The sequence below is a fragment of the Evansella sp. AB-P1 genome, assembly GCF_029688925.1.
Lineage (GTDB): Bacteria > Bacillota > Bacilli > Bacillales > Salisediminibacteriaceae > Evansella.
This window is the reverse complement of the sequence record NZ_JARUKY010000013.1, coordinates 91296-112306: the sequence shown is the minus strand read 5'-3', so window position 1 is coordinate 112306 and position 21011 is coordinate 91296. Positions and strand designations below refer to the sequence as shown.

Here is a 21011-nt window from a genome sequence, read left to right as displayed (position 1 = left end):
TGATCAGATAATAAAATAATTTAGTCGTAATAATGGAAAAATAAATTAAACGAAAGGTGGAAATGAATCATGTTATTTGGAAACAAAACAACAAGAATTGTTATTATTGGAACAGGTTTTGTAGGTTCTAGCTATGCATTCTCTTTAATTAATCAAAATGTTGCAGATGAAATGGTATTGATTGATCTAAATAAAGAGAAGGCAGAAGGGGATGCAATGGATTTAAATCATGGACTTCCTTTCGGTTCACCAATGAAAATTTGGGCAGGAGATTATTCTGATTGTAAAGACGCAGATATTGTTGTCATTACAGCTGGTGCAAATCAAAAGCCTGGAGAAACAAGGTTAGATTTAATTGAAAAAAATGTAAAGATATTCAAAGGGATCGTTGGGGATGTAATGAATCATGAATTCAGAGGGATTTTTATTGTAGCTACTAATCCAGTAGATATTCTTTCCTATGCAACATGGAAGTTTTCAGGCCTTCCGATGGAACGTGTCATTGGGTCTGGAACGATTCTTGATACAGCTCGTTTTAGATTCCTATTGAGTCGATATTTTGATATTGATGTTCGTAACATACATGGTTATATTATGGGGGAGCATGGTGATACAGAGTTACCAGTGTGGAGTCAAACGAGAATTGGTTCTGAAATTATCGATAGATACATGGCTAATTTTAAACCTGATGCTAAAAAAGAAGACCTTGATAAAATATTCATAAATGTCCGTGACGCTGCTTATGACATTATTGAAAGAAAAGGCGCAACGCATTATGCAATTGCAATGGGTTTAAAAAGGCTCACTCAAGCAATTCTTAGAAATGAACATTCTATTTTGACAGTTTCCACACTTTTACGTGGAGAATATGGTTTAGATGATCTATATATTGGTGTTCCAGCTATTGTTAGTCGAAATGGTGTAGAAAGTGTAATTGAAATTGATTTAAATGATGAAGAAAAGAAGAAGCTACATTATTCAGCAGAAGTATTAAAGAAAGCTATGTCCCCTATTTTTAAAATGACAAACTAAAATGTATTCATGATATACAAATACATTCCTAAAAACAAAAGCATAATTTAATGAAAATTAACTCAAGCTAACGATAAAAAGGAGGAATGAACATGCAACGTATGTTACTTTTTATTGGTATTATGTTTGGAGTTATGAGCTTATTTAGCAAAAGGTACCGCGTGATAAACGCATTTTTATCAAAAAGGTGGCTTCGTCGTTTATCGGTTGCATTAGTTATGAGAATTCCAGCAATTAGACAGAAAATGATGTACCAGATGCTTCGATAATTTATATATATCTACAAACTTTTTTCAGGGTAGACCTCTCATGCAAGCAAACTTCCACCATGGGGGATGAAAATAATTTAATCCAATTGGAATGAGTGGAATCCCACGAGACTCCAGTGGGAAAAGCAACAGGTGAAGACCCGACAATTTGGCACGGTAGTGCGAAGTGTGGAGGCTGAGGCGTTGCCCACGGTAAAGAAGACACTGCGATTGCAAACGAAGTGAAGCAGAGCAGATGTCGCACTTATACCCTTGTGGTGAAAGCGAAGTGGGATGTAACGAATGATTAACTTAACCTTTAGTGTTAATACTGCTAAGTTCGATAACACTTATATTCAGGGTAGACTATTTTAAGTTGAAATTAAGAAAACTAAGGCTCAAGCTAGGTACCACCTAGCTTACGCTTTAGTTTTTTTGTTTACCTAGCTTGGGAGATGTTTAAACCTTATCGATTCATACATACGTTCGAATTTTTGTAAAAGAATCTCATAAATCGAAAAAACATGGTTAACTTGCTATAATAAAAAGTGAGGTGAATATTGTGATGAAATGGCAGGGAGTAGGCTTCGACTTAGATAATACACTTTTTAGTCATGAACTTGCTTTTAAAAAAGCTATCAAACATTGCTATATATTGTATTTAAATAAATTTTGTCAGTCTAAACCTATTGTTTCTACAGAAACATTTTTTTCATTATTTAAAATAAACAGTGATAAGTACTGGTATCTAATTGAAGAAAAGGGTCTTACGAAAAGAGAATATCGTAGAATCCGTTTTAATGAAACAATGAAATCATTAGGCTTACCGTATGGAGATCATATAGCTGATTTTTTTCACAATAATTATGAAGAATGTGTTGATGACTATAGTGAACCATATTCAGGCTTGTACGAATTACTATCATTATTAAAAAATAAGAAAATTATTTTAGCCATTATTACAAATGGGACTAGAAAAACTCAATGTGGAAAAATTGAACGTTTAAAGTTGAATAAATGGATTCAAAAAAATAACATCATTATTTCGGAAGATGTAGGATATGAAAAGCCTGAAAAGGAAATTTTTAATTGCTTACAAAAAAGACTTCAGCTTCATTCAAAGGAACTTCTTTATATTGGTGATTCTTGGAAACATGATGTAGTAGGTGCGATGGATGCAGGCTGGGATTCTATATTTTTAAATACTAGGAACGAGAAGAGAAATACAAATCATAAACCATTAGGAGAGTTTCATACACTTGAAGAGGTAACGAGTTATTTTCTTTCAATTTAGGAGTAATCGTCTAGTTTTTGCATTGGAGGAGGTGAATTGTTGAATAAATTGAATGTAATTCTAAGGTACTGGGAAACCATCTATCATCTTATTAACAAAGAGGGTATGAGAGTCATTTACATAAATGATGATGGAGAGGAAGTATGGATAGAAGATGATCGTAAAGAACCGTATCAAGTAATCCGAATAGCCCAAAAGGATTTTGATTGGGCAAGGGATTTGAAAAGTGATCTTGTTCAAACTTACGAACGTTCTAAATTGCTGAAGAAAAGATTAGGTCTTCGGTCAGCTAATTTTGTGAACCTAATTATAACGCAATTTGAACCGGTAGATAGCTATGACCATATTGTTGATCAAGCCCTTCCACTGACTGCTGGTGGAATACAGCAACAGAGAACGATATTAATCCCCTATGACCAGTTGGACCAAATGCTATTTCCGTTAGCAACGGAATGGGGACTTAATGAAATGCCTACCTATATTTCATTAGATGATATACATGACGTAGAACCATCCATACAATCATTAAAATATTCTGTTCAGCAAGCTTCTGAAAATCGAAATGAACAAGAAAAAAAGCTTTTCTTTTATGGAAGACCGTTTGTAACATACATGTTATTGCCTATTATTTTAGCCATCTTTATTTTTATTGAATTAAAGGCTTCGACTACGAGTATTGAGTCGTTAATTCATTACGGTGCAAAATTTAATCCTCTTATACATGAAGGTGAATGGTGGCGCTTTTTTACTGCAATGTTCTTACATATTGGTATTTTTCATTTATTAATGAATTCCTTAGCACTGTTTTATTTGGGCGGAGCAGTTGAAAGAATATTTGGTTCCTTGCGTTTTTTAATGATTTACTTTTTAGCTGGTTTTATTGGTTCCGTTGCAAGCTTTGTTTTTAATGAGCAGGTATCAGCGGGTGCAAGTGGTGCTATTTTCGGATGCTTTGGTGCTTTACTCTACTTTGGATTGATTCATCGTCGGCTTTTTTTCAGGACAATGGGAATGAATGTGATTGTCATTTTAATAATTAATCTAGCCTTTGGATTTATGGTGCCAATGATTGATAATGGAGCACATATTGGTGGATTAGTTGGTGGATTTGCGGCATCGGCTATTGTTGGTTTACCATCGCAAAAGGGTTTGAAAATTAAAATCTCCAGTTTATTTATCGTATTTGTTAGTGTTTGTTTCCTACTTTATTATGGCTATTCAAAAGAATTAACAAGTCAATCGTACATCATCTATTTTCAGATTGGTGAGGAACAGGTGCATAATGAACAGATTCAAGAAGCAAAGCAATATTTCGAAAAAATTCTAAAGGTGGATGAGCAGCTAACTGAGCCTGTTTTAACGGAAGCATATTTTTATATGGCCTATATTCAAGCGCACGAAAACAAATTAAATGAAGCGGAAGAGAACTTATTAATAACGGTGGAAAGAGATCCCAAATTTCATCAGGCCCATTATAATTTAGCCCTTATATATTATGAACAAGGCCGCTATAGGGATGCCTTGAATCAGTTACAGGAAGCGCTGAGGATAGAACCAGGTAATAGTAGCTATGAAAGTTTAAAAGAAGAATTAAACCGACTAATCAACTAAAGATTGGTCGGTTATTCTATATGCTGTAATAACTGCTGCTTTGTCCCGTCGGCTGTTTCAAATAAAATAATTAAATGTCCACCTTCATTATGAAGTAAAATGAGAGGAATTGAACTTCCAATTGGACTATAAGTTGAATCGTTAAACGTATCGATACCTGATATATAGGTTCGATATAAACCATCCCAAAGCTTTCCAATGATTTCAGTTGATTTCTCTCTACTAAAGGAAGGTAGTGGCTGATCTACATAGTAATCTATGTTATTAAATGGTATGAGGTAATAATTACGCTGATCTATTTGAAATTCTTCCATTAATCCTTCCCAAATGTATGTTAGTTGTTGATCGATAATGGAGTCTAGGAGTTCCTTGCTTCTTTTCTCCATAGTATTTTTAGCTTCTCTAAACGTTAAGATGGGTGACAAGGATGAGTCTATGACATATAACGTATTTGAACTTATAGAAAACTTACTTTTAATTAAATCATTTGGATAATGAATTTCTGCAAAGTGGTACGTTATTGCCTCATGTCTTCCGCTATCTTCTCCATGAATGGATGAAACTCCATTTAATTTATCTGTGTTTTGTTTGCTATCAGTTTCTATCCCAAGTAGACTTCCATTTTCAAACAATAATGAAATGTCCTTTCGGAAAAATACGGTGCTATCTGTCACTGAGTGATAGCGCCATTCTAATAAATATTCATTTTCATCCTTTAATTCTAACAATTGAATTTCAGTAGATTTTTCAGAAAAAGAAACTTGATCGTCTTCAGGAAAATAGGTCATTGTTACACTTGTTTTATTTTCAAAATAGAAAGGTTTTAGTAAAAAAAGGATAAGTATAGTAAAAGATAATGTAAATGTAATTACTATTACTTTTTTTTCTTTTAGAAGTTTCATTCTATCTCTCTCCTTTATCCAGACAGCCTGTCTATTACGTTATATGAAATGGATTGGTTAGGTATGCATTGTATTAATATTTTTGCGAATTGTTTGGAGAAGAACTACACAAAATGAATAATGTAAAGGGGAGGATAGTTATGAGCCAAGTTGTAAAACGTCCAGCATCGAAAGATATAGAGTCGAATGTTTCTTATTTAAAAAATGAATTAGCAATTGATAAAAGCTTTGATCTTATTTACCTGGATGTTGAGTATTCAGATATTAAAATGGCATTTTTTACAGTAGATGCTTTTGCGAAGGATCAAGCAATTACTCAAATACAAAGAGAATTGCTCGTGTTTGACACGAGAAAAGTAAAGGGAAGTGTTATTGATAGGCTCATTAAAACTAGGATTCCGTATATTGAGCTTGAAACTACAAATGACTTGGAAAAAGTTGTTGTACAGGTGTTATCAGGACAAACAGCACTTTGTGTGGATGGTTATGAAGATATTATTTTGGTTGACACACGCGAATACCCTGTTCGTGGACCTGAAGAACCTGATACTGAACAAGTGATAAGAGGTTCAAAAGATGGTTTTGTGGAAACAATCGTTTTTAATGCAGGATTAATAAGGCGAAGAGTACGAGATCGTTCATTAAGAAATGAGTATGTGAGTATTGGTAGACGTTCAAATTCAGACCTATGCATAACATACTTAGAGGATATAGCTGATCCAAATTTAGTGAAGTATATTAAAAAGTCGTTAAAGAAAATAGATATTGATGGTCTTCCAATGGGAGATAAGACAATTGAAGAATACATTTTTGGTCAGCATTTAAATCCATATCCTCTCGTTCGCTATACAGAAAGACCAGATGTTGCGGCATCCCACTTGTTTGAAGGTCATGTTCTCGTTTTAGTAGATGGGTCTCCTAGTGTTATTATTACACCAACAACCTTTTGGCATCATTTACAGCATGCTGAGGAATATCGTCAAAAGCCAGTCGTAGGAAGTGCATTACGACTTGTTCGTTTTGCAGCTGTTTGGTCTTCTATTTTCTTGCTACCATTATGGTATTTATTTGCAATGAATACGGATTTATTACCAAATGGTTTGTCCTATATTGGACCTAACGATGTAGGACAAGTTCCATTAATCGTACAGTTTATTGTTGCTGAAGCGGGAATTGAAATGTTAAGGATGGCTGCTATACATACTCCTTCAGCACTTGCTACTGCTCTTGGATTAGTTGCAGCTATTTTAATTGGAGAAGTTGCTATAGAAGTTGGTTTGTTTTCTCACGAGGTAGTATTATATTTAGCAGCTTCAGCTGTTGGATCATTTGCAACACCAAGCTATGAAATGAGTTTAGCAAATCGGTTAGTTAGAGTTGGTTTGTTGATTATCGTATCTATTTTCCATGTCCCTGGTTATATGGTAGCAACCTTTTTATTAATTCTTTTTCTTTCTATGATGAAGGCTTACGATACACCTTATTTTTGGCCATTTATTCCTTTTAATAGTAGAGGATTAAGGGATGTATTATTTCGAGCACCTATGCCCCTTAAAAACCGTAGGCCAAGAGCTATACATCCAGTTGATCCTGATAAATAAAGATAGCCCCCATGAAAGTGGAAATTTGCACCATGGAGGATGAAAATAACTATTTTTGTCTATACTTCGTTCAACTTTTATCTCGCGTATTTTCAGGGTAGACGAAAGAAAGAGTCGGCCAATGTTCCCGCAATAGGAAAAACAACATTTACAGGAACATAGGAGGGAAAAAGCAAATTAGCGGGTTCGGAGAGGGATGTCAATGAACCTGCAAACAGTGAAAAAGAGATTTGCAGGCACATAGAAGATCGCCAATGAGCCTGCAAATTAACAATGCGCAGGATCTCGAACGTTCAGCCGTCTTCTTCCCTATCACATATCATGAATTAACCCAACGTTGTTTATGAATGACGTTGGGTTTGTGCTTTTTGGGGGAAATGTTATTCTTCAGGCATATCACGATAAAACTGTTCATCCTTAATAAAGAAATCCTCGGGTGTCTCGATAGCTTCACGAGAAGCTAGGACGATTCCAATAGGTGTTGCGTGGCCATCATTAACAATAGTAAATGGAATGGATTGCTGATTCGCTAATTGTACGTAATTAGAATAGGCAGGGTAACTTAAGAAACCATTTATATATAAAGTAATATCTTTATGTTTTTTCATTATTGCAACTGCTTCATTGTATAATCCATGCTTCAGGACTTGCTTATTCGTTAATGCTAAGTAAATTCTTTCTGAAATCGTTCCTAAAAATAACTTTCTTTCTTCAGGTAATGTTTCTGCTTTACCGTAAATACCTTGTTGAAGTATTTGCTTTAATTTTTTTTCGGACATTAAATCTTCCCTCGTTTCCTTATTGATAACAATTCTCTAGACTACCACTTTTGTAAGTATATCAATTTGACTCTAGTTTAATCAATTTAATTTCTTGTCCTAATCATACAATATCTTCATAAATATAGTACCGAGGGAGGGGAATATCATGTTTTTTTCATTCATGTTATTTTTATTATTTATGGGAATAGCTGGTTTAGCAATTGGGACATTACTAGCTGTGAAAGTTTGGTTTACAATACCTAACTTTTTAATTTTAATCGCAGCTCTATGTTCAGGAAGTTTATTTATAGGTGTTCTTCTAGGTGCTACAATTTTTAGTTGGTTACCGTTGTTTTTTACGAAAATGATGATTATACTTTTGAGTATTGGGACAGCTATTTTCTTTTTTAGACAGTTCCATCCTTCCTATGGTTATGTGCCTTATCATGGATGGATTCATTGGGCGATATTAGGGTTATTCTTTTTCTTAGTTGGGTTAGATTTTGCATTAATTGGTTTTTCTTCGTGGTTGTTACTTTTTATATTTCCCATTTTTGCAATTGCTATATTAGGTGGGGTTATCATTATGCTCCGATTGAAAACAATGTATCGCGCACGTTCATTGTTTATTTATTTGCCCTTGTTATTATTTGTTTTTCTAGGTTTAGTTAAGTTGGTATAATAGAGGAAAAGATTAGACTAAGGAATGGTGTTCCATGACCTATTATGAGTTACAACAATTTCTAAAAAAACACGGTACCATTATTTATACAGGAGATCGACTAGGGGATATTGAATTAATGGAAGAAGAAATAAATGAATTATATAAAATGGGTATAATTGATGCAGTTTTTTATCGAGATGTAAGATTATTATTAATGAAGGAACGGAATATTGTAGTAAAAATAAAAGATAAATCCTAATCAAGTAGTAAAAATAAATTACAGAAGTTAACAAAGCCTATTTTTAATATAGAAGAGGATGATTTTATATGGAAAAGAACTTATTTGTCGGTATTGATATAGGAGGAACTTCCGTAAAATTGTCCTTTATAGATAAGGAGGGTAGAATAAAAGAGAAATGGGAAATACCAACAAATACAAATGATAATGGAAAACATATTGTGGGGGATATTAAAAAATCATTACATAAACAAATGGTTTCAAGAGGAATAAAGCAGTCAATGATAAAATCCATTGGGATTGGTGCACCAGGCTTTGTAGAGGTGGATAGGGGATTTATTTATGAGGCTGTAAACTTAGGATGGAAGAACTATCACTTAAAAAGTGAAATGGAAAGAGAGATAGGAATACCTACTTTTGTAGATAATGATGCCAACCTTGCAGCTGCTGGTGAAATGTGGAGAGGAGCTGGAAATGGTGCTAACAATGTCCTCTGCGTTACATTAGGTACAGGTGTTGGTGGTGGAATTGTAGCAGGAGGAGAAATTGTTCATGGACAATTTGGTATGGCTGGTGAAATTGGCCATATTACAGTAGTTCTGAAGGATGGTGCACCATGTAACTGTGGTAAATCTGGTTGTCTTGAGACAGTTTCTTCAGCAACAGGGATTGTGCGTTTAGCGAAAGAAGGTGTACAAGCTACTCCATCAAGCATCCTAAATAAAGTGTATGAACATCAAGGAGATATAACTTCTAAAGATGTTTTAGATGCGGCAAAAGGTAATGATGCTTTTGCATTAAAGGTTGTAAATGAATCCATGAATTATTTAGGCTTAGCTCTAGCTAACCTAGCTAATGCTATTAATCCAGAAATTATCGTTATTGGTGGTGGTGTATCAAGGGCTGGAGATTATTTACTTAGTATGATAAGTAAAAGCTTTTCAACGTATGCTATCCCGAAGATAGCGTCCGATACCAAAATCCGATTGGCGATTTTAGGAAACGATGCAGGGGTTATTGGAGCTGCCTGGTTAGGGAAGCAACGAAGCATGTAATTATTTTGACATTCTGTAAAGGAAATACACTTGTCGCTACTGTAGTGCCCTACGCGGACACACTCTTGGCTGCAAATCAAAGTTCTGCGGGGGAGAGTGATGAAGACGAGACTCCGTAACAAAACCAAGGTAAAGTGGTGTTGAACGAAGGACTAGAAGTATATCTATATTAGGATTAGCAATTTTCAGGTTAGTTTATTATTACATATATGAGTTAAAGAAGGAGTAAATATGAGACAAAATAGAATTGTATTATTATTACCATTAACAGTAATGGTATTTTTGTTTATTTTTGGTTATCTGACAATAAATCAAGCACAATCTATTACAAATGAAGAACTTAATGAGCATATAGAATTTCAATTAGAAGTGACAACGAATGAAAACATCCCACATGCATTAGGGAGATGGAATTGGCTGGATTTTCCTGAGGATGGTATGTTAGGACATGGCATAATAGAATTTATTATTCTAAACGAAAATATGAAACCGATTGAATTCACAGAAAGGCTTGGCTTTTTACAGTTGCTACAATCCTCTGACGTCATTTTTGCAGTGGAAGACTCTTTCTTCACTCAGGAAGGAATTGCATTGACATTTGAAAATGATATAGATGAAAATACAATGTTTGGTCCTAAAGGATTGGCTATTTTGGATTTAACAGAATTAGATGAACGAGCAGTTTTTCTAGAAGTGAAATATTATCATACGTGGGACGAACAACAGTATACACCAATTGAAGGAGAAGAAGTTATAGAATCTTTAGAAGCTCAAGGCATTTATCAATATTGGGTAATTGAAAGATCCATGAGGTTGCCTTAATATTAAGGGGGAGCTATTGTGGTTAAGGGAATGTCCTATCAAAAAGGGATTGTGTTTCTTGGAAGAAAATATATTGCAGTATCTTTTAAAGATAAAAGCTATGAAAAAACGTGGATAAAACCTATAACTTTGTCTTCCATAATAGAGGCAGCAAAACTTGCTTTTCTTTCTATGCCTATCTGGTACCATATTATTTTGTTTACAATTCTAATATTTTCAGTTGTTCCCAATGTTGCAGTATTTATAGGGGTATGGGATTGGTGGAATGGTTTCCCCTTTTTTGTATTGCTTTTTTTCCTTATAGGAACGCACTTTTGGTTTCCGACAGAATTGAAGAAATATCATGGAGCAGAACATAAAATATTTAGCTATAAAGGCATTATTTCCATCACTTCCCGTGAGGAAATAAAAGAAGCAGACATTACAAATAGATACTGTTCTACAAACAGTATCGTAGTTTATTTTTTATCTACCTTTCTCATATGGTTGATGCTATACCAGCTATTTAATCGTTCATTATTAGAGTCATTAGAATTGGCAGCCATTATTTCATTATTTATATGGCCAATACTTATTTTTTGGATAAATCGTACAAGAGAAACTATTTTACATACTTTGATATTGAAAGTTAGTTATTGGCTCCAAAAGAAAGTAACCACTCTAGAACCAAATGATGGTCATTTGCAGTTAGCAATTCGTACATATCGTCGGTTAGCTTTAAAAGAGTTTCCTCATAAAATTAAAAAAGTAGCAAGGGAGAGAAAAAAGATGGCTATAGCAGATATTACAGTAATTCCAATAGGATCAAATACAACAAGTGTTTCCAGTGTGGTAGCAGAGATTCATCGTTTATTAAAATCAAGCGACAAGGAAATAATTGTTGAATTAACACCTATGAGCACCCTTATTGAAGGAGATTTACCAGTGTTATTAGAAGTGATTAAAGAAATTCATGAAGTACCGTTTAAGTTAGGGCATAAACGAGTTGCAACGAATATTCGAATCGATGATCGCCGTGATCGTATATCTTCAATGGATAAGAAGCGAAATGCAGTGCAGGAAAAACTAAATACAACAGACAACGAATAAAAGAAGCGAACAAAAAAAGAACGGATTATCCGTTCTTTTTTTGTTCGCTTCTTTATACGGTTCCTCCACCACTTGTGAAAAAAACGGAGTAAAGAGTCATGACTGAAAACCATCCGAAAACAGCTATTGTAATAGCGGCATACCCTACAGCAAAGAAGTTCTTTCTTTTAAATTCTCGAAATAAACCAATCACTGCTAAAATTGTAATTAAAAGAGTAATAATTCCTAACTCCATGTCCATTCCTCCTTCAACTATGTAATCAATTAACCCTTAAGATTATGCATATGTGTTAACAAAAGATACAATTAAATCTCCATCAATAAAAATAGTATGACCATAAATACATTTAATATTTTACTGTTTTTTCATACGTTTGTCGAGTAAAACGTAACAAAGTTGTGACAAAAGAAAAATTATCATAGGAGGAATTTTTATAAAACGACGGTTTGCACGGTTTGCAACAAATCTTCACTCCGTAGTAAAATAAATTTATTGATCGAAGGAGGTACTAGAAAATGAATTGGAAGCAACTTGCGTTAGGACCATTACAAACGAACGGTTATGTTATTTATGATGAAAAGACTTCGGGAATCATGATTGATCCAGGTGGTGATGGAGAAAAGTTAATACATTGGCTTATGGAGGAGAAAATAACCATTAAGGCTATTTTATTAACACATGCTCATTTTGATCATATTGGTGCCGTTGATGCTGTTAGAAATAAATATGATTCTCCTGTGTATGTACATAAAGAAGAGGAAGGTTGGTTAGGAAATTCAAATCTAAACGGTTCCGGTTTATTTCAAGGAATTGAAAAAATAACAGTAGCGGATGCTGACCACCTAATAACATCAGAAAGTCCAATAGTTATTGGAAATTTTGAATTTCAAGTATTTGAAACCCCAGGACATTCTCCAGGAAGTGTGTCGTATTATTTGCCTAATGAAAAAATAGTGTTTTCAGGAGATGTATTATTCCATGGTGGCGTTGGAAGAACAGATCTTCCAGGTGGAGATCATGATACATTAATGGATTCTATTCATAATAAAATGTTATCCCTTCCTGATGAAACTACTGTTGCTAATGGACATGGTCCAGTTACAACTATTGGTAAAGAAAAGGAAATAAATCCATTTATAAATGGATTTGGTTGGTAAACAATCGATCTAAGGAATAAAAAAAGGACCTCCTATGGGGAACATAGAAGGTCGTTTGGGGAGTTAATCAAGTATCAATGAACTTTGAGGGGGGAGGGGGAACTCCCGAAGATCATTGTTCTACTGACAAGTTCATTATAATCGGACATTAACACTGTGTCAACAGTGTTAAATCATTTTATGCTTGTTTTCCTTGATATAGTAGGTTTCTTAATAACGGATTAACCAAATTTAACGACAGTGATTAGGAAAGAAAGATTTTGAGGGTGAGGTAAACTTCTATGATAGATTTAGTAAAAAAATTAGAAAAAATGTCTATGCCACCTTGGAGCTATTCCACATATATGGCAACAGCATTGTACGATGAAGAAATAGGCTACTACATGGGGGAGAGCACGAAGTTGGGAAAAGAAGGGGACTTTTATACTTCTAATCATGTACACCCTGTCTTTCAGAAAACATTCGGACGCTTTTTTCAAGATGTAATTTTAAAAGAGGAGATACCTCCATTATTTTGTGAATGGGGGGCAGGGGATGGGCGGTTCGCTTTTACTGTTTTGTCTTATTTACAAGAAGTGGATAAAGAGTGCTTTAATCAGAGTAGATATATTATTATTGAAGCAAGTCCGTATCACCAGGAAGTAATAAGAGAAAAGTTGCGACCATTTAGTGATAGAGTATTTATTTATTCTAATTTTGAAGAAGTTCGTTCACAATATCCAACATTCGAAGGGATAATTTTTTCAAATGAATTCTTAGATGCAATACCCGTTCATGTTGTTGAAAAAAAGCAAGAATCTTTGTTTGAAGTAAGAGTAGATATAGACAATAAAAAAAATTTATATGAAGTATTGACTCCTTGTGAAGACGGACCATTAGTTCAATGGATAGAACAATATGGACCTGAACTTCCAATTGGTCATCGCTTTGAAATTTCTTTGTCTATGAAAGAATGGATTCGATCCATAGAAAATTGGCTCCAAAAAGGTTTAGTAGTAACCGTTGATTATGGGTATTCCAATGAAGAGCTTCTTTCTGAGCAGAGACGTGAAGGGTCATTAAGAGGTTATTATAAGCATCAGCTAATAAACGATCCGTTACAACATCCTGGGGAAATGGATTTAACTGCACATGTTCAATGGGATGCCTATAGAAAGATTGCGAAAGAAAATGGACTTATTGAAGTGTTTCATGATTTTCAAGATAAATTTTTATTGAAAGCTGGTTTATTCACTTTTCTACAAGCTGAGGCTAATGTGAACCCTTTTTCGGAAAGTTTTAAACAAAACCGTGCAATACATTCTTTAGTTTACCCTGGTGGAATTAGTTCAACCTTTCATGTTAATGTACAGGGAGTAAATTTAAAGAACAAATCAAAATATAATCTTTTTACTGAAGACCCGTACTTCTTAAAGTAAGGCTCTGTTACATTTTTAGTGCGACATCTGTTCATGCTTCACAGTGTCTTCTTTGCCGCGGGCTTATACATCTTTACATTGCACCACCCTTTAACACAAGCCTTAAGTAAAAAAATGCCCCTTTGCACTTAGCAAAGGGGCATTGACATAATAGTACTTTTCTTAATGACCGATTCCTGGTACCAATACGAACGTAGAATAAAAAGTAAAGCCAACAAAGAACAATGTTAAATATGCACCAAAGATGTAAATATATGCTCTTTCAGACAACTTCAAGTAACTTAATGCTAAAAATGCTCCAGTTTGTCCAAAGAACAGTATGGCCATAGCCATCATGTCGCCTACCATAAATAATATGGCAAATATTCCAGTCCAAAAACTTATTACACGGAACATACGATCCAAGACGGTTCCCTCCTTTTATGTAACTGCATCAATAATAATAATATGTGTCAAAAATAGTACACTTTATTATAAAACGAATGCAGTTTAATGTAAAATATTTAAACACATTATTTTTTTCACATTTTTAGAGTTGAGGTAATGAGATCGTTGTATACGTACAAGCCATTTCGTTTTTCTGGAACATCCTTGATTCTTCTTTTAGTTTAATTTCATCAAAGAAAAATTCAAAAATGCCTTGAATTAATGCATGATGCATTTTACAAATACCAAAATTACTTTGAGCAATTTCTTTAAATGTACAATTATAGATCCTAAATACTATTTCATGCTTCTCTTCATCATAGTGTATTTCAGGATTTAATCCTTGATTCAGAGCAATTTTTTCAATAAATTTAACTTTTTCTCTTGGATCCATTTGCTGAATGTTCTGGTCTAATGTACCAACGAACGATTTTGCTGATTCGAGACCGAACTTTCTCCCTGTTTCTTCTAATGCAGCTTCTCCTACTTTACCAAGAGATGCAAGGGTTTCAATGGCGATTTCAGATAATTTCTGATAATCACGATAAGGAAATTGAAGGCTGACTACTTCATCGGAAAGTTGATAAAACCGACTAGGACGTCCACCCTTGCCTGTTTTCTTTGTATCAGAAGTCAGCATGTTTACATCTTCTAACTTAGTCAAATGTAAACGTGCAACATTCGCATGAATTTTAAATGTATCAGCAATTTCTTGCACAGTAACATCTCGATGCTGCCGTGCAACATATTGATAAATTGAAAAACGTGTTGGGTCAGATAATACCCCAGTTATTTTCAGTGTTTGTTGTTCCATTACCAACCACTCCTAATTTAAGCTACTATTATTATAATATAGGAAATAACAGAAATAAATGCATTTTCAACCTAAATAACTGATTAATATGATAAAGTCACATTATTGTCACGAAACAGGTGTATAAATATTTTGTGAATCTTTGGAAATAGTTTCTGTGTTAAACCATAAAAAGTGGTTTAGGATAATGAGAAAGAAGGAAAAAGAGTATTAATGTAAAACTTAAAATGTATTGAGGAGGTTATATTATGAGTAAAATGGATACTAAGGATTTTTTAATTGGTGTTGTAATCGGTGGAATAATAGGTGCATCTAGTGCAATGTTGTTTGCACCTAAATCAGGTAAAGAGTTAAGAACAGATATAAATGAAAAGGCATCAACAGCAAAGGATAAAACTGTTGAAATTACGAATACTGCCCTTGAAAAGGGAGCTGAATATAGTCAGTATGCAAAAGATAAGTCATCTGAATGGTCCCAAGTAGCGAAGGATCAGTGGGAAAGAGTATCAGATAAGGCCCAATCAATAACAAATAAAGCAACAGACATGGGTGAAGAATTAAGTAATGACATTCAAGAAATTGTTGATTCTGAAAAAGAAGAAGGAAAGAAATTAGCAAACGAAGTTGTAAATGAAATTGAAGAGACAAAAGAAAAGATTAAAGAGGATGCAGAAGAAATAAAGAATAGTTAATTAAAGGGAAGATCTCATTATTCTTCCAGTTAATAATAAAAATATAAACCGCATGTGAACTTGTTGATCACATGCGGTTTATTATGTATGATGGCTGGGATGGCAGGATTCGAACCTACGCATAACGGAGTCAAAGTCCGTTGCCTTACCACTTGGCTACATCCCATTAATAAAGAATGACCCTATAACATTACGATTCCATATTTGAAAAAAAATATACAATTTTTTTAAAAAATAAGAAGGATTTAACGAAATAGTGTCGAATACCAATATTTGTACTATTGTTTACTAATTTACAATTGGAGGTGATAAATGGAGATGGATGTAAAATGGAAAACAGAAAATATTTTGACGCAAGCTATTTCCTTCCGTGCTTCAGATATTCATATTGTCCCAATGGAAAAGAGTGGAGTTATTCGATTTCGTGTTGATGGAAACTTAGTTGAAATAGAAAAATTCCCACTTACTCTAATTAACAAGTTAATTAATCATCTTAAATTTATATCTGGCATGGACGTTGGAGAACGAAGACGACCTCAAAATAGCTCCTTAACTGTACCACTTTTGGATAAATCGTATGCCATACGATTATCTACTTTTCCTTCATCTTTTAATGAAACATTAGTTATCCGATTATTTCCACATGAAAACCACCTATCATTACCTCAGCTTTCACTATTTCCTTATCAAGCAACAAAGCTTATTAATATGATACATGCGCCATATGGACTGTATGTTATTTGTGGACCAACTGGTTCTGGTAAAACGACTACTTTGTATTCCTTATTACACACTAGTTTTAATGTGATGAAACGAAATATTATTACGTTAGAGGATCCAGTTGAGCAACGATGTGATCAATTTTTACAAATGGAAATTAATGAACGAGCTGGTATTACTTATTCAAGTGGCCTTCGTAGTTTGTTAAGACATGATCCGGACATTATTATGATTGGGGAAATTAGAGACTCTGAAACAGCAAAAATGGCTGTACGTGCGGCTTTAACTGGCCATCTAGTTTTAACTACTCTTCATAGTAAAAACTCAGTAAGTGCATTAAAAAGATTGCACGAATTAGGTGTGAAGAAAACGGATTTATTGGATGTAATTGGAGGAGTTGTTTCTCAACGACTTGTAAATATGTTGTGTCCATACTGTGGAGCTAGTTGTGTACCATATTGTAAAAAACAAAGAAAAAGAAGGAGAGGTGCTGTATATGAAATCTTAACAGGGACGCCTTTACAAGAGGCAATAGGGTTAATAGATTCTTGGAACTCCATGACATCTGTAGTCTCTATTAATAAAGTCATATGTAAAGGAATTGCTCTTGGCTTTATACACGAAAGTGAGTATAACCGAATTGGGAAGGGGGTGTAAGATGAAAAGAGTTTTTCGGAATGATCTTGAACGAAGTGATTGGCTAGGTCAATTAGAGTCCTTATTAAATGAAGGCTTTAGTTTATCAGATTCTCTGCAATTGTTAGGAAGTTATCAGTCGGGAGCTAAAAAAGAATGGTCTATAAGTTTATATGAATCGTTACTAAAAGGGGATGACTTTTCTAATCATTTAACTTCCGGAGGATTCCCAAAAGATGTAATAAGCTATATACTTCTTGCTGAAAAATATGGAGAATTAAAGGAGGGGATAAAAAATGGTGCACTAATGTTAAAGATGAAATACGAAATGCTAATGAAAGGAAGGAAAATGCTAAATTATCCTCTCTTCCTTTTTGGAGGATTACTTATTATGGCTTCTATTTTATCTGAAGGAGTCTTTCCTCAATTTATGGTATTCTTCAATTCAATGAATCATGAGCTCCCTTGGATAACGAGATTTATTATTTTTATCCTTTCTTACGTACGCCTCCCGTTTTTTCTCATACTAGTAACCACGATCTTTTTCACAATCCTACTATTTAAGAAAACATCTATCAAAAAAAGAATCCGTTTTTTTATTCGTCTTCCGTACATACGGAAATTTACTAAGACCTTATTAACTTATTACTTTGTTTCTCAACTTTCTCCGTTGTTAAAAAATAATATGTCATTGTTTCATTCTTTATCTACTTTACAACACCATTCGAAAATGGAATTTATAAAAATGGAAGCAAAAGAAATTAGTTTGCAAATGTCAGAGGGAAATTCTTTTTCAGAAAGTGTGCAAAAAAGAAATTATTACGAACCACAATTTCATGGAATGATTACACTAGGAGAAGCAAAGGGGATGATGGGAGAAGAGTTAGAAAGATATAGTAATTTTTTACTTAAACAACATTTTGAAAAGTCTCAGAAACTTTTAGTATTACTACAGGCGATAATCTATGGAGTGATAACATTTATCGTTTTAGTCCTGTTTCTATCTATGATGCTACCTATCTTTAATATCATTGATGGGTTGTAATTGGGAAAAAATAATAAAATCCCCAGTATAATCACTAGGGAGTTAAGATTGTTAATTAAGTTGTTTGTTCGTGATTCGTTTCCCTTTCGTTAATAAAACAGTCATTACTATAATTTTCACTTATCCAATGTATAAAATCCAATTCCTCTATTGTCAGTCTTCTGCCTAACTTTTCATAAAATTCATGGGACAACAAAGTAAACAGCTTTTGATTAAGCAATAAGACCCCTCCAATACTTTCAATGAAAAAATACTAATTTTAGTATAGCTTAAAATTCACTAAAAAGATAGAATATTTCGTTATTTATGATGAAAGGAGTTTATGTCATATGAAGAAATTAAAAAAGGCTTGCAAAAACCAACAAGGCTTTACATTATTTGAGATGATGATCGTACTAGTTATCATCTCCACATTACTATTAATTGCAGTACCGAATTTATCTAAAAATCAAGAAATGGCAAACAAAAAAGGCTGTGAAGCTACTGTCGAATTACTGCGAGCACAAAAAATAGTCTACGAAATAGAAAAGAATCAAAAGTTAGGTGAACTTAATGATCTACTTGAAGAAGGATATGTAGATAGCATTACGTGTCCAGACGGAAGTTTATTATCCATCGACGATTTAGCATTTAATATAAAAGAAAATGATTAAGTTTCCGTTTCCAAATAATCAAGAACAGGGATATACTCTTTTTGAAATCCTCTTAGTATTAATACTTCTATCATCCATCCTCCTCCTATCCATTCCCAGTTTTACTACTTCAATCCGTGTAAACGATATAAATTATTTTTTTGAGCAATTGGAGAAGGATTTATATGAAGGTCAAATGAGAGCCATGACAGATGGGATAATAGTTCGTTTTGTATTTTCCCCAACAAATAATAATTACATTATTCGCCATGGGGTTAATGCTGTTGAAACACGAGATTTTCCTAAAGGATTAACTGTAGTAAAAGGAACGTTGGATTATAATGGGATTCGCTTTTTGCCTACAGGTACAACATCCAATTCTGGTTCTCTGCTATTTTATTATGGAGCTGATAGATACGATTTAGTGTTCCAATTTGTAAGGGGGAGATTCTACATTGCAAAACGATAAAGGGTTTACATTTATTGAAGTCATATTATCCCTCTTATTATTTTCTGTGACTGTAGCGGTAATTGTACCTGCATTTGTAATTGTTCAGCAAGAGAGACAAGCTATTAGAAGCGAAAGAGATGGGGAACAGCTTATTCTTCATTTATATCATGAAAATAATGACTTAGACGAATTAGATGGTACATTCGTACATTTACGGAGCACTACCTTTTACATTAAAGCTTCTAACAATAACATGATGGATATATTATGTGTCTCATGGCAGGGAGGGAATGGTAGGGAGTATGATAGGTGTTTATCAAATAAGAAAAGGTAAATCGTATGGAATAACGTTAGTAGAATTGCTAATTAGTCTATCTATATTTTTTGTTATTATTTCTATGGTACCTATCGTCTTTTCCATATGGGTTAAACCAGAATCAAGTGGACTTGTATATGAAGAAAAAATACTTTTTATGAACCAGCTTAAACTAGATTTTAGAAGTAGCGATTATTTTTGGACAAATGTTAATGAAACGATTCTCTACTTTAATCGTCCCTCTGATCAAGCAACAATACAATATGAATTATATCAAGACAAGGTAAGGAGAAGGGTAAACAAATCTGGTCATGAGGTGTTTCTTCAAAATGTAAGTAAACTGGAAGTTAGAGCAGTTCATAATGGTGTTGAAGTAAAGATACAGGGTATAGATGGTTTGAATTACGAAAAATTAATTATTCACCCTCGATATGCTTTCATAAGTAATGATGATGAGTAGAAATAGGGTTAATGGAGGATTCGCTTTATTATTATCTATCCTTATTTTATTCGTTCTCTCTGCATCCTTTATTCATTATCTTGCTGTTTTTGAAAGTGAGAAAAGATTTTTCGTATTAGAAAAAGAAGTAAATTCACTTGATCATATGCTTATATCTGCCTTAGAAGAAGTGTTATTATTAATGGAGGAAGAGGATGAGCATTTAGCTGCAGGAAAAGTAAATGACATTAATGGTACCGTCCATTATACAATTACACATATAAATCAAAATCAATTTAGTATTGTAATTGTTGCTAGAACTATAAGTGGTAGTCAACGAGGTGCGAAATTTACGTATCACATAAAAACGGGCATATTAACAAATTGGACAGAAGGAGCGCATATACAGTGAAAAAAGAAATACTATACCTTATCGGATTTATGGGATCAGGAAAAACAACGATAGGAAAACAACTAGCGGTAAAAGAGGAGTGTGACTTCGTAGATTTAGATGATTATATCGTACAACAAAATAATATGAATATCCCTCAAATATTTGAACAGTTTGGGGAGGAAGGGTTTCGTTCATGGGAGTCACAAGCTCTTCATCAATGCAGTTTACAGGGAAAAGTTATTATTGCTACTGGTGGAGGAATTGTTGAAAATAGTGAAAATATAGATTTTATGAAAGAAAATGGAAAAGTTGTGTATTTAAAAGCTTCCTTTGAAACCATATATTCAAGAATTAAAGATGACGGAAACCGTCCTATTACGAAGGAAGGGCTAAGTGGATTAAAAAAGCGCTATATGAATCGAGTACCTCTTTACGAAAAAGCAGATTATATCGTTAGTACAGAAGATAAAAGCTTAGAAGAGGTAATATCAGAGCTCCATCATACGGTGATGTATAAATAACTAGTTAATAAGGGAAGACTAGTCTTAAAATG

The 21011-nt window shown here is 33.7% G+C and carries 27 protein-coding genes, 1 tRNA gene and 1 pseudogene; 22 read left to right on the top strand and 7 right to left on the bottom strand.

The genetic code is table 11. From position 1 onward, the window contains the following. The first annotated feature begins 69 nt into the window (after window positions 1–69). The 4 genes from QA612_RS14820 to QA612_RS14805 all read left to right on the top strand — a co-directional run bounded on the left by QA612_RS14820 (window position 70) and on the right by QA612_RS14805 (window position 4185). Window positions 70–1032, top strand: coding sequence for an L-lactate dehydrogenase (locus QA612_RS14820; RefSeq protein ID WP_278284593.1), 963 nt, complete (start codon window positions 70–72; stop codon window positions 1030–1032). A 92-nt stretch (window positions 1033–1124) separates the two neighbouring features. After that, window positions 1125–1301 carry a sodium:proton antiporter gene (locus QA612_RS14815; protein WP_278284592.1) on the top strand — a complete coding sequence of 59 codons (177 nt, stop codon included), beginning with the start codon at window positions 1125–1127 and terminating at the stop codon, window positions 1299–1301. A gap of 544 nt (window positions 1302–1845) precedes the next feature. After that, window positions 1846–2574 (top strand): HAD family hydrolase, encoded by a 729-nt coding sequence (locus tag QA612_RS14810; protein WP_278284590.1) that lies wholly within the window; start codon window positions 1846–1848, stop codon window positions 2572–2574. Window positions 2575–2613: 39 nt separating this feature from the next. Beyond that, window positions 2614–4185 carry a rhomboid family intramembrane serine protease gene (locus QA612_RS14805; RefSeq protein ID WP_278284589.1) on the top strand — a complete coding sequence of 524 codons (1572 nt, stop codon included), beginning with the start codon at window positions 2614–2616 and terminating at the stop codon, window positions 4183–4185. Window positions 4186–4196: 11 nt separating this feature from the next. On the opposite strand, the gene QA612_RS14800 is transcribed toward QA612_RS14805, so the two are convergent. Further along, window positions 4197–5087, bottom strand: a complete 891-nt coding sequence (locus QA612_RS14800) for a hypothetical protein (RefSeq protein WP_278284587.1) — start codon at window positions 5085–5087, stop codon at window positions 4197–4199. Window positions 5088–5227: 140 nt separating this feature from the next. Here QA612_RS14800 and QA612_RS14795 point away from each other — a divergent pair, with 140 nt between their 5' ends. Beyond that, entirely contained in the window at window positions 5228–6688 is a 1461-nt protein-coding gene (locus QA612_RS14795; RefSeq protein WP_278284586.1) for a spore germination protein, read from the top strand. Between the two features lie 380 nt (window positions 6689–7068). Here QA612_RS14795 and QA612_RS14790 read toward each other — a convergent pair whose 3' ends face one another. Continuing rightward, entirely contained in the window at window positions 7069–7467 is a 399-nt protein-coding gene (locus QA612_RS14790; protein ID WP_278284585.1) for a YueI family protein, read from the bottom strand. Window positions 7468–7615: 148 nt separating this feature from the next. Between QA612_RS14790 and QA612_RS14785 the strand changes: the two genes are divergently transcribed. The 6 genes and pseudogenes from QA612_RS14785 (at window position 7616) to QA612_RS14760 (ending at window position 11317) form a co-directional block, all read left to right on the top strand. After that, window positions 7616–8131, top strand: coding sequence for a hypothetical protein (locus tag QA612_RS14785; protein WP_278284584.1), 516 nt, complete (start codon window positions 7616–7618; stop codon window positions 8129–8131). A 34-nt stretch (window positions 8132–8165) separates the two neighbouring features. Then, a complete protein-coding gene (locus QA612_RS14780; protein WP_278284583.1) occupies window positions 8166–8372 on the top strand; it encodes a YqgQ family protein in 207 nt (68 codons plus the stop codon). A gap of 68 nt (window positions 8373–8440) precedes the next feature. Beyond that, on the top strand, window positions 8441–9406 hold the full coding sequence (locus QA612_RS14775) for an ROK family glucokinase (RefSeq protein WP_278284582.1): 966 nt from the start codon (window positions 8441–8443) through the stop codon (window positions 9404–9406). Between the two features lie 231 nt (window positions 9407–9637). After that, window positions 9638–10228 carry a hypothetical protein gene (locus QA612_RS14770; protein ID WP_278284581.1) on the top strand — a complete coding sequence of 197 codons (591 nt, stop codon included), beginning with the start codon at window positions 9638–9640 and terminating at the stop codon, window positions 10226–10228. 30 nt (window positions 10229–10258) lie between these two features. Next, window positions 10259–10927, top strand: a pseudogene (locus QA612_RS14765) (DUF1385 domain-containing protein); the annotation flags it as partial. A 69-nt stretch (window positions 10928–10996) separates the two neighbouring features. Continuing rightward, window positions 10997–11317 carry an MTH1187 family thiamine-binding protein gene (locus QA612_RS14760; protein WP_278284630.1) on the top strand — a complete coding sequence of 107 codons (321 nt, stop codon included), beginning with the start codon at window positions 10997–10999 and terminating at the stop codon, window positions 11315–11317. 52 nt (window positions 11318–11369) lie between these two features. On the opposite strand, the gene QA612_RS14755 is transcribed toward QA612_RS14760, so the two are convergent. After that, on the bottom strand, window positions 11370–11552 hold the full coding sequence (locus QA612_RS14755) for a DUF2759 domain-containing protein (protein ID WP_278284580.1): 183 nt from the start codon (window positions 11550–11552) through the stop codon (window positions 11370–11372). 281 nt (window positions 11553–11833) lie between these two features. On the opposite strand from QA612_RS14755, the gene QA612_RS14750 reads away from it, so the two are divergent. Continuing rightward, window positions 11834–12475, top strand: coding sequence for an MBL fold metallo-hydrolase (locus QA612_RS14750; protein WP_278284579.1), 642 nt, complete (start codon window positions 11834–11836; stop codon window positions 12473–12475). Between the two features lie 281 nt (window positions 12476–12756). Next, the gene (locus QA612_RS14745; protein ID WP_278284578.1) at window positions 12757–13893 is read left to right on the top strand and encodes a class I SAM-dependent methyltransferase; all 1137 of its coding nucleotides are present in this window, start codon (window positions 12757–12759) and stop codon (window positions 13891–13893) included. A gap of 162 nt (window positions 13894–14055) precedes the next feature. On the opposite strand, the gene QA612_RS14740 is transcribed toward QA612_RS14745, so the two are convergent. Further along, entirely contained in the window at window positions 14056–14298 is a 243-nt protein-coding gene (locus QA612_RS14740; RefSeq protein WP_278284577.1) for a DUF2626 domain-containing protein, read from the bottom strand. 124 nt (window positions 14299–14422) lie between these two features. Further along, on the bottom strand, window positions 14423–15133 hold the full coding sequence (locus QA612_RS14735; RefSeq protein WP_278284576.1) for a helix-turn-helix transcriptional regulator: 711 nt from the start codon (window positions 15131–15133) through the stop codon (window positions 14423–14425). 248 nt (window positions 15134–15381) lie between these two features. Here QA612_RS14735 and QA612_RS14730 point away from each other — a divergent pair, with 248 nt between their 5' ends. Next, window positions 15382–15825 (top strand): YtxH domain-containing protein, encoded by a 444-nt coding sequence (locus QA612_RS14730; protein WP_278284575.1) that lies wholly within the window; start codon window positions 15382–15384, stop codon window positions 15823–15825. Between the two features lie 91 nt (window positions 15826–15916). Here the strand turns inward: QA612_RS14730 and QA612_RS14725 are convergent. After that, window positions 15917–15991: transfer RNA gene (locus tag QA612_RS14725), tRNA-Gln, on the bottom strand. A 146-nt stretch (window positions 15992–16137) separates the two neighbouring features. On the opposite strand from QA612_RS14725, the gene comGA reads away from it, so the two are divergent. Together comGA and comGB are read left to right on the top strand one after the other, a co-directional pair. Continuing rightward, complete coding sequence (gene comGA / locus QA612_RS14720; protein ID WP_278284574.1) at window positions 16138–17202, top strand: competence type IV pilus ATPase ComGA; 1065 nt, start codon at window positions 16138–16140, stop codon at window positions 17200–17202. 1 nt (window position 17203) lies between these two features. Next, window positions 17204–18226: a competence type IV pilus assembly protein ComGB gene (gene comGB / locus QA612_RS14715; protein WP_278284573.1), complete on the top strand. Its 1023-nt coding sequence runs from the start codon at window positions 17204–17206 to the stop codon at window positions 18224–18226. A 55-nt stretch (window positions 18227–18281) separates the two neighbouring features. Here the strand turns inward: comGB and QA612_RS14710 are convergent, their stop codons facing one another. Further along, entirely contained in the window at window positions 18282–18446 is a 165-nt protein-coding gene (locus tag QA612_RS14710; protein ID WP_278284572.1) for a hypothetical protein, read from the bottom strand. A 109-nt stretch (window positions 18447–18555) separates the two neighbouring features. On the opposite strand from QA612_RS14710, the gene comGC reads away from it, so the two are divergent. Genes comGC through QA612_RS14680 form a run of 6 tightly spaced genes read left to right on the top strand, consistent with a single transcriptional unit; the run spans window position 18556 to window position 20979 of the window. After that, the gene (comGC, locus tag QA612_RS14705; protein WP_278284571.1) at window positions 18556–18879 is read left to right on the top strand and encodes a competence type IV pilus major pilin ComGC; all 324 of its coding nucleotides are present in this window, start codon (window positions 18556–18558) and stop codon (window positions 18877–18879) included. Next, on the top strand, window positions 18872–19327 hold the full coding sequence (gene comGD / locus QA612_RS14700; RefSeq protein WP_278284570.1) for a competence type IV pilus minor pilin ComGD: 456 nt from the start codon (window positions 18872–18874) through the stop codon (window positions 19325–19327). Before comGC ends, comGD begins: the two co-directional genes overlap by 8 nt. Then, complete coding sequence (locus tag QA612_RS14695; RefSeq protein ID WP_278284569.1) at window positions 19314–19643, top strand: type II secretion system protein; 330 nt, start codon at window positions 19314–19316, stop codon at window positions 19641–19643. The genes comGD and QA612_RS14695 overlap by 14 nt, the downstream gene beginning before the upstream one ends. Further along, entirely contained in the window at window positions 19612–20085 is a 474-nt protein-coding gene (locus QA612_RS14690) for a ComGF family competence protein (RefSeq protein ID WP_278284568.1), read from the top strand. The genes QA612_RS14695 and QA612_RS14690 overlap by 32 nt, the downstream gene beginning before the upstream one ends. Then, window positions 20078–20476, top strand: coding sequence for a competence type IV pilus minor pilin ComGG (comGG, locus tag QA612_RS14685; RefSeq protein ID WP_278284567.1), 399 nt, complete (start codon window positions 20078–20080; stop codon window positions 20474–20476). The genes QA612_RS14690 and comGG overlap by 8 nt, the downstream gene beginning before the upstream one ends. After that, window positions 20473–20979, top strand: coding sequence for a shikimate kinase (locus QA612_RS14680; RefSeq protein WP_278284566.1), 507 nt, complete (start codon window positions 20473–20475; stop codon window positions 20977–20979). The genes comGG and QA612_RS14680 overlap by 4 nt, the downstream gene beginning before the upstream one ends. Window positions 20980–21011 lie beyond the last annotated feature (32 nt).

Excerpts from the sequence above, each read along its gene's own strand:
- QA612_RS14820 (WP_278284593.1), top strand. The coding sequence starts at position 70 with ATGTTATTTGGAAACAAAACAACAAGAATTGTTATTATTGGAACAGGT.
- QA612_RS14815 (WP_278284592.1), top strand. The coding sequence starts at position 1,125 with ATGCAACGTATGTTACTTTTTATTGGTATTATGTTTGGAGTTATGAGC.
- QA612_RS14810 (WP_278284590.1), top strand. The coding sequence starts at position 1,846 with ATGAAATGGCAGGGAGTAGGCTTCGACTTAGATAATACACTTTTTAGT.
- QA612_RS14800 (WP_278284587.1), bottom strand. The coding sequence starts at position 5,087 with ATGAAACTTCTAAAAGAAAAAAAAGTAATAGTAATTACATTTACATTA.
- QA612_RS14795 (WP_278284586.1), top strand. The coding sequence starts at position 5,228 with ATGAGCCAAGTTGTAAAACGTCCAGCATCGAAAGATATAGAGTCGAAT.
- QA612_RS14790 (WP_278284585.1), bottom strand. The coding sequence starts at position 7,467 with ATGTCCGAAAAAAAATTAAAGCAAATACTTCAACAAGGTATTTACGGT.
- QA612_RS14785 (WP_278284584.1), top strand. The coding sequence starts at position 7,616 with ATGTTTTTTTCATTCATGTTATTTTTATTATTTATGGGAATAGCTGGT.
- QA612_RS14780 (WP_278284583.1), top strand. The coding sequence starts at position 8,166 with ATGACCTATTATGAGTTACAACAATTTCTAAAAAAACACGGTACCATT.
- QA612_RS14775 (WP_278284582.1), top strand. The coding sequence starts at position 8,441 with ATGGAAAAGAACTTATTTGTCGGTATTGATATAGGAGGAACTTCCGTA.
- QA612_RS14770 (WP_278284581.1), top strand. The coding sequence starts at position 9,638 with ATGAGACAAAATAGAATTGTATTATTATTACCATTAACAGTAATGGTA.
- QA612_RS14760 (WP_278284630.1), top strand. The coding sequence starts at position 10,997 with ATGGCTATAGCAGATATTACAGTAATTCCAATAGGATCAAATACAACA.
- QA612_RS14755 (WP_278284580.1), bottom strand. The coding sequence starts at position 11,552 with ATGGAGTTAGGAATTATTACTCTTTTAATTACAATTTTAGCAGTGATT.
- QA612_RS14750 (WP_278284579.1), top strand. The coding sequence starts at position 11,834 with ATGAATTGGAAGCAACTTGCGTTAGGACCATTACAAACGAACGGTTAT.
- QA612_RS14745 (WP_278284578.1), top strand. The coding sequence starts at position 12,757 with ATGATAGATTTAGTAAAAAAATTAGAAAAAATGTCTATGCCACCTTGG.
- QA612_RS14735 (WP_278284576.1), bottom strand. The coding sequence starts at position 15,133 with ATGGAACAACAAACACTGAAAATAACTGGGGTATTATCTGACCCAACA.
- QA612_RS14730 (WP_278284575.1), top strand. The coding sequence starts at position 15,382 with ATGAGTAAAATGGATACTAAGGATTTTTTAATTGGTGTTGTAATCGGT.
- comGA (WP_278284574.1), top strand. The coding sequence starts at position 16,138 with ATGGAGATGGATGTAAAATGGAAAACAGAAAATATTTTGACGCAAGCT.
- comGB (WP_278284573.1), top strand. The coding sequence starts at position 17,204 with ATGAAAAGAGTTTTTCGGAATGATCTTGAACGAAGTGATTGGCTAGGT.
- comGC (WP_278284571.1), top strand. The coding sequence starts at position 18,556 with ATGAAGAAATTAAAAAAGGCTTGCAAAAACCAACAAGGCTTTACATTA.
- comGD (WP_278284570.1), top strand. The coding sequence starts at position 18,872 with ATGATTAAGTTTCCGTTTCCAAATAATCAAGAACAGGGATATACTCTT.
- QA612_RS14690 (WP_278284568.1), top strand. The coding sequence starts at position 19,612 with ATGATAGGTGTTTATCAAATAAGAAAAGGTAAATCGTATGGAATAACG.
- comGG (WP_278284567.1), top strand. The coding sequence starts at position 20,078 with ATGAGTAGAAATAGGGTTAATGGAGGATTCGCTTTATTATTATCTATC.